Here is a 12897-nt window from a genome sequence, read left to right on the forward strand (position 1 = left end):
GTGAGGTGCCCATGCCCATCCAACGTCTCAATCACGCAGTTCTGTATGTCAGGAATGTCGAGAAGTCCGTCGCGTTCTACTCCGATGTCCTCGGATTCAGAACGAAGATGCGGATGGGCGCGGGTGCCGCGTTCCTGCAGGCGAGCGCCAGCGCCAACGATCACGACCTCGGACTGTTCCAACTCGGCGACGCGGCCGGACCCAGCGGCGCCGGCCGCTCGACCGTCGGCCTCTACCACCTCGCATGGGAAGTGCAGACGCTCGCGGACCTCGCCGACATTGCGCAGAAGCTCTCTGCCGCAGACGCTCTCGTCGGCGCATCGGACCACGGGTCGACCAAGAGCCTCTACGGCAAGGACCCCGACGGCATCGAATTCGAGATCGTCTGGCTCGTGCCGCTGAATCTGCTCGACGAGAAGGCCATCGAAGCGAGCAAGTCCATCCGGCCGCTCGATCTGCAGAAGGAGATCGACCGCTACGGCATCGACACTCCCAGCGGCGTCGGTGTCTCGAGTCCCGTGAACATCTGAAGTCAGGGGAACAACATGTCCCGACGGGGACGTTGACCTGACGAGATAATTCGCTGCGATAAGGAGTCCACAGTGGTTGCAATAGGAAACTCGAACCTCGACATCTTTCCCCTCGCACTCGGTGGAAACACCTTCGGCTGGACGAGCGACGAGAACGCGTCGTTCGAGATCTTGGACGCGTTCACCGCAGGTGGTGGCAATTTCATCGACACCGCAGATTCGTACTCCGCGTTCGCCGACGGGAATTCCGGTGGTGAGTCGGAGACCATCATCGGTAATTGGACTGCGGCCCGCGGGAACCGTGACGACGTCGTCATCGCCACCAAGGTCAGCCAGCACCCGGAGTTTCGAGGACTCGCGCCCGCCAACGTGAAGGCCGCCGCCGAGGCGTCGTTGAAGCGCCTGCAGAGCGACCACATCGACGTCTACTACGCCCATTACGACGACGAGAAGACGCCTCTCGTCGAGACGTTGGCTGCGTTCGACGAGCTGGTCAAGGACGGCAAGGTTCGCTACGTCGCGATCTCCAACTACTCGCCCGACCGCATTCGTGAGTGGCTGAGCCTCGCCGAGCAGAACGACTTCTCCGCACCGATCGCGCTGCAGCCGCACTACAACCTCGTCACACGCCACGAGTACGAATCGGAACTCGCCGCGCTCGCGACCGACAACAATCTCGGTGTCTTCCCGTACTTCGCACTCGCCGCAGGCTTCCTGACGGGCAAGTACCGCACCCGCGAGGACCTCGAGGGTCAGGCTCGCGAGAAGCTGGCGTCGGGCTACTTCACCGACAAGGGACTCGAGGTCGTCGACGCACTCGGCGAGATCGCCGCTGCTCACGAGGCCGAGATCTCGTCGGTCGCGCTCGCCTGGTTGCTCGAGCAGCCCACGGTCACCGCGCCGATCGCAAGCGCCAGCAAGATCTCCCAGCTCAGCGCGCTGCTCGCCGCTCCCGGGCTGAACCTGACGTCCGACGAGGTCCAGCGACTCACCGACGTGTCTGCCTGAGAGCGACTGCATCACACCCGGGAACAGAACGGCCGGACTCGTTGCTGACGATGGGGTGTCTCACGCCACGGAACCGACTCACGTCGATACGAAACCCACCACTCCTCAGTCAACAGAACCCACGCCCGCCGAACGACTGCGGATCATCCTGGTCCTCGGCGCGCTGATCGCTCTCGGGCCGTTGACGATCGACATGTACCTCCCGGCGTTGCCGTCGATCGTCGACGACCTGAATTCGTCGTCGGCCGCAGTGCAGCTCACGCTCACCGGCACCCTGATCGGCCTTGCGCTCGGTCAGCTGATCATCGGTCCGCTGTCCGACATCGTCGGACGACGCCTACCCCTGATCGCAGGCACGGCCGTGCACATCGTCGCGTCGTTGCTGTGCGTCGTCGCGCCGAATGTCGCCGTCCTCGGCGTCTTCCGTGGCCTGCAGGGACTGGGTGCAGCCGCTGCGGCCGTCGTCGCGATGGCCGTCGTACGTGACCTGTTCACCGGACGCGCGGCCGCGACGGTTCTGTCCCGCCTGATGCTCGTCATGGGCGTCGCACCCGTTCTGGCACCGTCGATCGGCGGTGGCATTCTGCTCGCCGGATCGTGGCGCTGGGTCTTCGGAGTCCTGGCCGTCCTCGGCGTCGCACTGCTCGTCGTCGCCGTCTTCGCGTTGCGTGAGAGCCTGCCGCCGGAGCGTCGTCGCAGCCGCGGCGTGATGCCCGTCGTCCGCACGTACGGCGGATTGCTGCGCGACGGGCAGTTCCTTGTTCTCGTTCTGGTCGCCGCCCTCGCGATGTCGGCCATGTTCGCGTACATCGCCGGCTCGTCGTTCGTGTTGCAGGAAGAATTCGGACTCAACGAGCAGCAGTTCGCCATCGTCTTCGCGCTGGGCGCGATCGCACTGATCGGCGCCTCGCAGATGAACGTCGTGCTGCTCGGACACTTCACGCCGGTCCGCATCGTCATCGCTGCGCTGTCGGTGGCCGTACTCTCCGCGCTGGTCATGACCGTCATCGCGATCGCGGGCATAGGCGGCATGTTCGGCTTCCTGATTCCGCTGTGGTTCGTGCTCGGAGCCGTCGGTTTCGTCATGCCGAACGCACCCGCTCTCGCGCTCTCCCGTCACGGTGAGGCCGCAGGTACCGCAGCAGCTCTCCTCGGCGCCGCACAGTTCGGCTCCGGCGCGATCATCGCCCCGGTCGTCGGTGTGCTCGGCAACGACGCCGTGGCAGTATCGGTCACTATGGTCGGCGTCTCGGCAATCGCTCTCGTGGCGCTGATCGCCGTCACGATCTCGACGAGGAGCGTAAGCAGTGACAGCAGCACGCGACAGGGAACGGGACCCAGCAGGTAAACCGCAGAACGCGCGACCCCGCGACGGCCTGGGAAGGCCGCTTCCGCGGGGCGCCGTCGGCGTCGAACGCATTCCCGACGACCTGCGCCTCCCACCGGACGACGCCATCGCGCGGGCACAACAACTGCTCGACGACGGTATGCCGTTCCACGCCCACGAGATCCTCGAAGGAACGTGGAAGGACGCGCCGGAACCCGAGCGCATGCTGTGGCAAGGGCTGGCGCAATTGGCCGTCGGGCTGACTCATCTTCTTCGAGGCAACGCGGTCGGCGCGCGCTCTCTTCTCGGCCAGGGCCACGATCGCATCCGCGGCTACGAAGTAGATCCTCCGTACGGTCTGGACATCGCCGGTCTCCTGAACTGGTCCGACACACTGGTCGACGCGCTCGACGCCGGGGACGTCCCGCAGTCACCTGCTGTCCCGACGCTTCTCGCTTGATCTTTTGTTCGCGTATCTGCGCCGCCCTCGCTACAGTGTGCGAAGGTTAGGTAAGGCTAGCGACACAGGAAGGGCCGAGAGTGACCGAGCAAGCTGTGACCGCGCAGATCCCGTACTGGGTCGCCGTACTCACTCCCGAGGAGCGGTCGCTCGGAAGTCGCCGAACCGATCCGCGCATCGACACGGTCTTCTCGTCCGTCGTCACCGTCACTCGCACGCAGTGGGCGGGGACGCACCACCCGTCCGACACCACTCTGCTCGCAGTCCTGGCCGCCACGGTGGGCGCCTGGCAGAGCGATCGGTGCCATCGCTGCACATCGGGAGTGCTCGTCGACGTCACCGCGTCCGACGCCGACTTCTTTCCCGTTCGCCTGCCGTCCACCGGTGAGGCGCACGCTCTCGTCGAGGAGGTAGGTCGACGCGTCGCTGCCGCGCCCAACGGCGGCCGTGACTACTCCGACGCGAAGAACTCCACGAACGCCGCCGCGCTGGCCCGCAAGTCCGGTGCCCAGATCTCGTTCCGTGTCGGCGCCGAGGCAGCCCTGCACGACGACGATTCTCTGACCCACAGCCTGGCCGTCAGGTGCTCTGTGGTCGAGGTCGACGGAGTCACCATGGTGGACACCGAATTCCGTTGGAACGAGCGGGTATTCACCCGCGCCGACGTCGACGACTTCGAGCGTTTCTGGGAGAAGACGCTCGCGGTGTTCGTCTAGCCTTTCAGATACCGCACGTCGTCGGCGATTCCCTCGGCGGGCGTCTCGAGGATCACGGGCGCTCCCGACGCCTCGGCCACCGCCCTGAGCACCTCTGCATCGATCGTGCCGTCCGCGAGGTTGGCGTGCCTGTCTCGTGCCGAGTCGAACTCGTCGCGCGAATTGTTCAGGTGCACAAGGTCGATGCGACCGGTGATGGCCTTGATCCGATCGACGACACCGACCAGTTCCTCGCCACCGGCCCACGCGTGACACGTGTCGAGGCAGAACCCGGCACCGAATTCGCCGACGGCATCCCACAGCCGCGCGATGTCGTCGAAATGTCGCGCCATCGCGAAGTCACCGCCGGCGGTGTTCTCGATGAAGATGGGAACCCCGAAGCCGCCGTCCTGCGCTTGCCGCTCGAACAGCTTCCGCCAGTTCTCGAAGCCCTTCGCCGTGTCCTCGCCGTCGCGTACGTGGCCGCCGTGTACGACGAGACCGATCGCCCCGATGTCGGCGGCTGCCGCGGCCTGCTCGATGACGGCCTTGCGTGACGGGATCCGAATACGGTTGTTCAGACTTGCGACGTTGAGCACGTACGAGCTGTGCACGACGACGTCGACAGCGCTGTCACGTAGTTCCTCGCCCTGCGGATGAGGCTGCAGCTTGTTCCATTTCTGTGGGTCGGTGAGGAAGAGTTGGACCAGGTCGACGCCGAGGTCCTCGGCCGAACCGAGCGGATCGTTGCTGTCGCGTACGTGGGCTCCAATGCGCATGTCTCCAATAGTAGGAGCGACTTATCAGGGTGTCCCCCGATAGTGCACGGGTCGAAACACTGAAACACTGGCGTCCATGACTGATATCGCCGCCAGCGCGGTCGCTTTGTCCAAGACGTACGGCACCGGAGACACACAAGTTCACGCGCTGCGCGACGTGAGCGTCCAGTTCGCACGCGGCGAATTCACCGCGATCATGGGACCGTCCGGTTCAGGGAAGTCGACGCTCATGCACTGCCTCGCGGGGTTGGACACGTCGTCGTCCGGCATCGTGACGATCGGAGACACCGAGCTGACCGATTTGTCCGACAAGCAGATGACCGGATTGCGCAGGGACCGAATCGGTTTCGTGTTCCAGTCGTTCAATCTCGTCCCGACGTTGACGGCGCTGGAGAACATCACCCTGCCGCTCGACATCGCAGGCCGGAGGCCCGACAAGGAGTGGCTCGACACCGTCGTCACCAGGCTCGGTCTCACCGACAGGCTCGGACATCGGCCGAGCGAGCTGTCCGGAGGTCAGCAGCAGCGCGTCGCGTGTGCGCGTGCTCTCGTCGGCCGTCCCGACATCGTGTTCGGCGACGAGCCCACCGGCAACCTCGATTCGCGCTCGTCCGGCGAGGTCCTGGGCATCCTGCGCACCGCGGCCGACGAGTTCGATCAGACCGTCGTCATCGTCACGCACGATCCGCGCGCCGCGAGTTACGCCGACCGCGTCGTGTTCCTCGCCGACGGGAAGGTGATCGACCACCTCATGAACCCGACGGCCGACGCCGTGCTCGATCGCATGAAGCAGCTCGAGACGGTCCGATGAGTACGGCGTCGAACAATCCCATGCGCAAGGTCTCACTGAGAAACCTTGCCGCGCACAAGGTCCGACTCGCACTGACAGTACTGTCCGTGGTACTCGGAACCGCTTTCGTCGCAGGCTCTTTCGTGTTCACCGACACGCTGCAGCGAACGTTCTCGTCGATCTTCTCCGACACGGCACAGGGTGCGGACGTGCGCGTCAGCGCAGAGGAAGCAGGATCGAGTGGAGTCCCGGTCGATGCGGCCGCCACCATCTCCGCTCTTCCGAACGTTCGTGCCGTTGCCCCGTACGTCGGCACTCAGGTCGTCCTGCTCGGCAAGGACGGTGCCGCGGTACAGACCGGCGGCGCCCCGACGATCGGCGAGGCCTACCTCGACGGTGATCGACGCCTCGGTGACGATGCCGTCTTCGTCGCGGGCACCGCGCCGACCGCACCGGGTCAAGTGGTCATCAACGAAGGTGGCGCAACACGATCCGGGCTCTCCGTCGGCGACACGACGCAGGTGCTCGTACCGTCGAAGGGCACTGTCGACGTCACCGTGGCCGGTATCTACGACACACCCGTCGAATCCGGCGGGTACATCGGGCTGCAGTTCTTCGAGGCTCAGGCCGACGAGCTGTTCTCCGACGGCACCCATGTCCAGTACTACGACGTCGCCGGGAGCGACATTGCGGCACAGGGACTTACGCAGAGCGACCTGCGCGACGAGATCGCCGCCGCGCTGCCGGACCTGAAAGTACAGACCGCCGACGACGTCCGCGACGAAGCGCAGGCGCAGGTCGAGACCGCCCTGTCCTTCGTCAACTACTTCCTGCTCGCGTTCGGCGGAATCGCCTTGCTCGTAGGAACATTCATCATCTACAACACCTTCTCGATGATCGTCGCTCAACGAGTCCGCGAACTCGCACTCCTGCGGGCGATCGGCGCGAGTCGCGGCCAGGTCAGCAGATCGGTCGTCCTGGAGGCGCTCGTCGTCGGAATCGTCGGCAGTGCCATCGGATTCGCGGGCGGCGTCGGCCTCGCCTACGGCCTGCGCGCCCTGCTCAACGCGTTCGATCTCGGATTGCCTTCGGGCACATTGGCTCTCGAACCGCGAACCGTGATCGTCGCGTTCGCCGTCGGGATCATCGTCACCGTGCTGAGTGCATACGCACCTGCTCGGCGTGCCGCGAACATCCCACCCGTCGCCGCGATGCGTGAGGAATTCGCTTCGGCGGGAGACAGTCTGCGCGTCCGCACGCTGGTCGGTGCCGTCCTAGGTGTCCTCGGCATGCTGGCTCTCGTCGTCGGCGCCCAATCGACCGGCGGGGGAGCAGCCGCGACGGTCGGCGTCGGTGCGGTCGCCGTCATCGTGGCCGTCGCACTGGCAGCGCCGTCCCTGTCGCGGCCCATCGTCGGCGCGCTCGGCGCAGTCCTCACAAGGCCGTTCGGCGCGATCGGCCGTCTGGCACGCACCAACTCGGTCCGCAACCCGAGGCGCACGGCGGCAACGGCATTCGCACTCATGCTCGGACTGATGCTGGTATCGGTCATCGGGGTACTCGGCTCGACCGCCAAGGCAAGCGTCGACGCGCTCGTCGACAACGGCATCGAGGCCGACTACATCTTCAGCGGTCCGCCGGCGATCGGCGTACCGCCCGGCGCGGGTCGTGCCGCCGAATCGGTGCCCGGTGTCGACCGCGTCGCGATCCTGCACCCCGTCGCGGTCAAGATCGACGACGAGCAAGCCTTCGGCGTCGCGCTCGACGGCAGCCCGCAGGGACTGTTCGATCAGAGCGTCGTCGAGGGCTCCGGCGAGCAGACCCCGAACAGCATCGGCGTGTCGGAGGCCGCATCGGCCGAGAACGGATGGACGCTCGGATCGACGATCGATCTCGTGTCGCTCGACGGCAACAGTGTCACGGTGACCGTGACGACGATCTTCGCCGACAATCCGTTGATCGGTGACTGGATCGTCTCCGAGGACGTCTACCAAGCAGTGACTCCAGGAGTCGTGCGTTCCGACATCGCCGTGCTCGTCGGAGCGGCACCGGGAACCGATCTGGATCAATTGCGCACCGACCTCGAAGCGGCCGTGAAGCCGTTCGTCGTCGTGCAGGTGCAGGACCGCGAGGAGTTCAAGGGCGCACAGAGTCAGCAGATCGACACGCTGCTCGCCGTTCTCTACGGCCTACTCGCGCTGGCGGTGGTCATCGCGATCCTGGGCATCGTCAACACGCTCGCGTTGTCGGTGGTCGAGCGACGACGGGAGATCGGCATGCTGCGAGCGGTCGGCATGCAGCGGCCGCAGGTCAGACGAACCATCTACCTCGAATCGCTGCTCATCGCGCTGTTCGGCGCCATCGTCGGGCTCGTCCTCGGAGTGGTGTTCGGCTGGGGATTCGTACGGACATTGCGCGACGAAGGACTCGACGTCCTGACGATCCCGTGGGGTCAGATGATCGCGATGCTCGTCGGTTCCGCCGTGGTCGGCATCGGGGCAGCTCTGCTTCCCGCCATCCGTGCCGCGCGCACCCGACCGTTGGAGGCGATCAGCGAGGCCTGACCGCCCGACGCACGCGTCGCGCGTCCCCACCTGACACGGGTTGTAGAAAAACGGACCACACCGTTACCGTGAGGGTGTAAAACAGACCACACGACGGTTTTGTTCTGCGAAACCGAGTGATCTGCCGACGGGACGCACTGGGGAGGCGACGTGAGCACGGGGTTCTCGAGCACAGGGTTGCCGAGCACGGGGTTGTCGGGCACGGGGTCCGTTGTGCGCTCGCGGGTGGCATTGGCGCCTTTGGGCAGGCCCGATGCGCGCGACACCGTCCTCGGTCGCCTGTGCGAGGTCGCGCATGCGGTGCCGGCCGCGACGGCTCTGGTGACCGACGACGGTTCCATCACGTTCGACGAACTGCTGCACCGCACGTACGCCGTCGCACGGAAGATCGCGACGATCGCCCCGACCGAGGCGGAACCCGTTGCAGTGGAGACCGCATCCACGATCGACGCGGTCGTCCTGATGTTCGCGGTATTCGCCTCGGGTCGGGTGCTCGTTCCGCTCGACCAGCACCTTCCCGAGGCGCGCCGCGAGCAGATCGTCGTTCAGGCAGGCGCCCGACGGCTCGGCATCGAGGACATCGCGAGCATCGAGGACTCCTCGACGCCACTGCCTGTCGTCACCGGGGACCACATCGCGCTCATCGCTTTCACGTCCGGTTCGACCGGGGCCGCGAAGGGCGTTCTCCTCAGCAATCGCATGTGCCTCAGCAAGGCCTACGAGGTGAGTTCGACGCTCGGGCTGTCGGGGCGCCACCGCGTCGGGAATGCTCTTCCGGTCAGTTTCGGGGCGGGCATCAACACCTTGCTCGCTGGAGTCCTCAGCGGCTCGCAGGTCCACTGCCGCGACCCACGCACCGAGCACGCAGCGAACTTCACCGAGTGGGTCACGACGAATCATCTGACGACGCTGCATTGCTCGCCGTCGCTCGTGCGCGCACTCTCTGCGATTCCCTCCGCCGACCGCCTCTTCCCGTCGCTGCAGTACGTCGTCACGTACGGCGAGGCTCTGCATTCTCGCGACGTCACCCAATTTCGTCGCGAATCCGATTGCGCTGCAACGTTCGTCAACTGGTACGCCACCACCGAGGCCGGTGCCGTCGCGCGCATGCACTACGGTCTCGACACACCGCTGCCCGACGGGTTCCTCGACGCAGGCAGGTGCCCCGCGGGCAAGAGCGTCGACATCGTGCGATCCGACGGGATCCTCGCGCGTCCGGGCGAGGTCGGACAGGTCCGCGTCACCGGGGACTGCTTCGCCGACGGTTACCTCGACATGCCCGAGCAGACCGCTCTCCGCTTCACCGACGACTCGGGCCGCAGGCGGTACTGGACAGGCGATCTCGGACGCATCGACGAGCGTGGCGTCCTGCACCTCGTCGGACGGATCGACGACGCGGTCAAGATCCGTGGCTATCTCGTCGAACCTGCGGAAGTGGAGAGCGCGGTGCGCTCGCTGGACGGTGTCTCCGATGCCGTCGTCGTCGCCTCCGAGGACAATGCTGTCCTCGAGCTGGCAGTGTTCTTCGTCGGCGATGTCGTCACCGATGCCGACGTGCGCGGCGCGCTGCGCGAGACACTGCCGGATTGGATGGTCCCGAAGTTCGTCACTCGGCTCGACGCGATTCCGCGGACGCACCGCGGCAAGGTCGACCGAGCCGCGCTTCCACCCGTCCCAGTTCGCGTCGCCGAGGCCGCGGAAACCGTCCTGTCCGGCACGACCGAGTACTGGCTCGCGCTGATCGTCGCCCGTGAACTCGACCTGAATCAGATGCATCGGGACGCCGACTTCGCCGAGCTCGGTGCCACGTCGTTGGTGACGACCAGGATCCTCGTGGAGATCCGGCAAGCGTTCCACGTGGAACTTGCCCCAGCCGACCTCGTCAGTGCAATGACCGTGCGGCTGCTGGCGGCGTTGATCGACGAGCGGCTCGCCGAAGCCGAACGGAACCACGGATCACCGAAGAACCCGATCCTCGTACCGCTTCGAGCGGAAGGTACCGGTTCGCCACTGTTCGTCGTCGCAGGAGCCGGGGTGCCTGCCGTCGGGCTCGCACCGCTCGCGCGCCGACTGACGGGACGCCCGCTCTACGCACTCCAGGCCAAGGGCCTCGACGCGCGCGCTTTTCCGCATCGAACCATCTCCTGCGCCGCACGGGCATACGTCCGCGAAATCCAGAAGGTGCAGCCGCACGGCCCGTACACGCTGGCCGGGCACTCGCTCGGAGCGTGGATCGCGCTGGAGATGGCTCACGTGCTGGAGTCGCACGGCGAAACCGTCGAACATCTCGTTCTGCTCGACCCCCGTCTGTATCGGTGGTTGCTGGACAAGGTGCCGGGAGCCGGTCCACACCTCGAATCGGCGCCGCCGGAACCGGACGGCCCACGCTACAAGCCGGGTCTGCGGACGGTCATGCGGCAGATCACGCAGGTCGCCGCCGCCGGCATCGTTCGATTCCGCACCACCGACCGATGGCTCACGTTCGGCCTCATCGGATCGATGGCCCTCAGGCGGCATACGCCGAAAGCGTGGGACGGGTCGGTGACCGTCGTCGTCACCGAGAGCAACACGTCCAGCCGTGCATCGTGGGAAGCTCTCGCTCCGGGCCGCCTCGACATCACTCCGGTGCCGGGCGAACACATCGGGCTGGTCCGAGAACCAGTCGTCACGACGGTCGCCGAGGTCATCGACCGAGCACTCGAGTCTCGACGGTGACCACCGTCGCACGTGGCACGCCCACGTTGACGGCTTCCATCGCGGCACATCGAAATGTGAGCTGTTCACCGTCGATCGAGACGCGTACGTTGGGCCAGGACGCTGTCGAGACGTCGCAGGGAGGGCCTGGATTCATGAGCGACAGATACGACCTGGACTCGGTGGAGTTGCACAGGGACGTACTGCGGTACGTCGATGTCGGTGACGGACCCCCGGTCGTGCTGGTGCACGGCCTGCTCGGATCGCACGAGTCCTGGGCGGGTCAGATCGAGCGCCTGTCGGAGAAATACCGCGTCATCGCACCGGATCTGTTCGGCCACGGCAGCTCGGACAAGCCATCGGGAGACTATTCGCTCAGCTCGCATGCGGCGACATTGCGCGACCTGCTGGATCATCTGGACGTCGAGTCCGCGCCGATGGTCGGGCATTCGCTCGGCGGCGGCATCGTCATGCAGGCCACCTATCTGTTCCCCGAACGCGTCGACCGACTTGCGCTCGTCAGCAGCGGCGGCCTCGGGCCCGAGGTGTCGTTGTTGCTGAAAGCGGCGACGCTTCCCGGCAGCGAATTGGTGCTGCCGATCCTGGCTTCCGACTGGGTGCGTCGAAACACCGAAAGCGTCGTCGGACAGCTGAATCGATGGGGATTCCCGGTACACCCCGGCAAGTCACTGAACGAGACGTGGCGCGCATTCAAGACGGTGTCCGACAAAGGATCTCGTGAGGCGTTTCTGGCCTCCACCCGTGCCGTCGTCGGGCCACGTGGTCAAACCATCAGCGCGAAGCAACATTTCGAGAAGTTCGAGGGATTGCCGTCGCTGCTGATCTGGGGCGGCAAGGACCGCATGATCCCGGCGTCGCACGCCGACAGCATTCGACGCGAAGTCCCCGCGTCTCGTGTCGAGATCTTCTCGTCCGCAGGTCATTTCCCGCAGCTCGACGAGCCCGATCTGTTCTTCCGCATTCTCGACGAATTCCTCGCCGCGAACGCCGTGCCCGAATTACCCTCTCGGACAGCGGTATCGGACTGACGGTGGTGGACTGACGATGGCCGTCGTACCGATGTTTCCACTCGGCAGCGCCTTGCTGCCGGGCGAGCGACTTCCGCTGCACATCTTCGAACCTCGCTACCAGGAGATGCTGCGAGACTGTCTCGAGATGGACGACCCGAGCTTCGGCGTCGTCCTGATCGCGCAGGGCAGGGAAGCAGGCGGCGGTGACGTGCGGTACGACGTCGCGACTCTCGCTCACATCGTCGGCCACCGAGACATCGGGGACGGGCGACACCTCATCGAATGCATCGGCGACGAGCGGATCCGCGTCGACGTCTGGCTCGAAGACGACCCGTACCCACGCGCGGACGTGCGGGTCTGGCCGGACGAGCCGAGCGGCGCGCCTGCCGAGTCGGACCTGGCTGCTCTGGAACTCGAAGTGATGCGCGACAAGATCGACGAGCTGTATCGACTGATCGGCAAACTGGCAGCCGCGGAAAGCACGACGCCACCGCCCGCCCCGAATCTCGACTCGCTGCCGACGGACCCGGGCGAGCGCCTGTTCCAGCTCGCCACACACGTACCGATGGGCGAATCGGACCGCCAGGCGGTCCTCGAAGCGCCCGGACCGGCCGAAAGGCTGCGTGCGCTGCTCGACGCGATCGACACGGCGTCGGACATCGTGCGGTTTCGCCTGCAGGGTTAAAACTACTGCCGGATTCAAGCAACGAACCCCGGGAGGCCGATGGCTTCCCGGGGTTCTTCTTTTTGTAGCGGGGACAGGATTTGAACCTGCGACCTCTGGGTTATGAGCCCAGCGAGCTACCGAGCTGCTCCACCCCGCGTCGTTGTTCCTCAACCGTACATGCTCTGGCCACCGAACGCCCAATCGCCTGGTCAGGACTCCCTTGTGAGCGAAAATGTGTACCCCTCTATACATTTTCACTCAGTGATACTGGAGTTGTTCGTCGATGCAGGAGTTTGACTCGTTTTCGCTCTGACGCCGATGGCTGTCTTCCTCGTGATGTGTCTGCTGCTGC

At 65.6% G+C, this 12897-nt stretch carries 11 protein-coding genes and 1 tRNA gene; 10 read left to right on the forward strand and 2 right to left on the reverse strand.

The genetic code is table 11. From position 1 onward, the window contains the following. Positions 1-11: 11 nt before the first annotated feature. From CHB96_RS27740 to CHB96_RS27760, 5 genes are all read left to right on the forward strand, one after another. Positions 12-530, forward strand: coding sequence for a VOC family protein (locus CHB96_RS27740; protein ID WP_089252438.1), 519 nt, complete (start codon positions 12-14; stop codon positions 528-530). Positions 531-602: 72 nt separating this feature from the next. Then, complete coding sequence (locus tag CHB96_RS27745; protein WP_089252440.1) at positions 603-1538, forward strand: aldo/keto reductase; 936 nt, start codon at positions 603-605, stop codon at positions 1536-1538. Positions 1539-1593: 55 nt separating this feature from the next. After that, the gene (locus CHB96_RS27750; RefSeq protein ID WP_371829060.1) at positions 1594-2886 is read left to right on the forward strand and encodes a multidrug effflux MFS transporter; all 1293 of its coding nucleotides are present in this window, start codon (positions 1594-1596) and stop codon (positions 2884-2886) included. Continuing rightward, positions 2846-3325: a DUF309 domain-containing protein gene (locus tag CHB96_RS27755; protein ID WP_089252442.1), complete on the forward strand. Its 480-nt coding sequence runs from the start codon at positions 2846-2848 to the stop codon at positions 3323-3325. The genes CHB96_RS27750 and CHB96_RS27755 overlap by 41 nt, the downstream gene beginning before the upstream one ends. An 80-nt stretch (positions 3326-3405) precedes the next feature. Then, positions 3406-4041 carry a hypothetical protein gene (locus tag CHB96_RS27760; RefSeq protein ID WP_089252444.1) on the forward strand — a complete coding sequence of 212 codons (636 nt, stop codon included), beginning with the start codon at positions 3406-3408 and terminating at the stop codon, positions 4039-4041. On the opposite strand, the gene CHB96_RS27765 is transcribed toward CHB96_RS27760, so the two are convergent. Beyond that, positions 4038-4799, reverse strand: coding sequence for a deoxyribonuclease IV (locus CHB96_RS27765; protein ID WP_089252446.1), 762 nt, complete (start codon positions 4797-4799; stop codon positions 4038-4040). The two genes, CHB96_RS27760 and CHB96_RS27765, sit on opposite strands and share 4 nt — an antisense overlap. Positions 4800-4875: 76 nt before the next feature. On the opposite strand from CHB96_RS27765, the gene CHB96_RS27770 reads away from it, so the two are divergent. From CHB96_RS27770 to CHB96_RS27790, 5 genes are all read left to right on the forward strand, one after another. Beyond that, positions 4876-5610, forward strand: a complete 735-nt coding sequence (locus CHB96_RS27770; RefSeq protein WP_089252448.1) for an ABC transporter ATP-binding protein — start codon at positions 4876-4878, stop codon at positions 5608-5610. Continuing rightward, a complete protein-coding gene (locus CHB96_RS27775; RefSeq protein ID WP_176444536.1) occupies positions 5607-8153 on the forward strand; it encodes an ABC transporter permease in 2547 nt (848 codons plus the stop codon). The genes CHB96_RS27770 and CHB96_RS27775 overlap by 4 nt, the downstream gene beginning before the upstream one ends. A gap of 150 nt (positions 8154-8303) precedes the next feature. Continuing rightward, complete coding sequence (locus CHB96_RS27780; protein WP_245866266.1) at positions 8304-10868, forward strand: alpha/beta fold hydrolase; 2565 nt, start codon at positions 8304-8306, stop codon at positions 10866-10868. A 134-nt stretch (positions 10869-11002) separates the two neighbouring features. After that, entirely contained in the window at positions 11003-11896 is an 894-nt protein-coding gene (locus tag CHB96_RS27785; RefSeq protein WP_089252464.1) for an alpha/beta fold hydrolase, read from the forward strand. Between the two features lie 16 nt (positions 11897-11912). After that, entirely contained in the window at positions 11913-12563 is a 651-nt protein-coding gene (locus CHB96_RS27790; RefSeq protein WP_089252450.1) for an LON peptidase substrate-binding domain-containing protein, read from the forward strand. 65 nt (positions 12564-12628) lie between these two features. Here CHB96_RS27790 and CHB96_RS27795 read toward each other — a convergent pair. After that, positions 12629-12702: transfer RNA gene (locus tag CHB96_RS27795), tRNA-Met, on the reverse strand. Positions 12703-12897: the final 195 nt, after the last annotated feature.

The sequence above is a fragment of the Rhodococcoides kyotonense genome (assembly GCF_900188125.1).
Lineage (GTDB): Bacteria > Actinomycetota > Actinomycetes > Mycobacteriales > Mycobacteriaceae > Rhodococcoides > Rhodococcoides kyotonense.

Bases quoted from the DNA above. Each gene is read 5' to 3' on its own strand.
- CHB96_RS27740 (WP_089252438.1), top strand. From the start codon at position 12: ATGCCCATCCAACGTCTCAATCACGCAGTTCTGTATGTCAGGAATGTC.
- CHB96_RS27765 (WP_089252446.1), bottom strand. From the start codon at position 4,799: ATGCGCATTGGAGCCCACGTACGCGACAGCAACGATCCGCTCGGTTCG.
- CHB96_RS27770 (WP_089252448.1), top strand. From the start codon at position 4,876: ATGACTGATATCGCCGCCAGCGCGGTCGCTTTGTCCAAGACGTACGGC.
- CHB96_RS27775 (WP_176444536.1), top strand. From the start codon at position 5,607: ATGAGTACGGCGTCGAACAATCCCATGCGCAAGGTCTCACTGAGAAAC.
- CHB96_RS27785 (WP_089252464.1), top strand. From the start codon at position 11,003: ATGAGCGACAGATACGACCTGGACTCGGTGGAGTTGCACAGGGACGTA.
- CHB96_RS27790 (WP_089252450.1), top strand. From the start codon at position 11,913: ATGGCCGTCGTACCGATGTTTCCACTCGGCAGCGCCTTGCTGCCGGGC.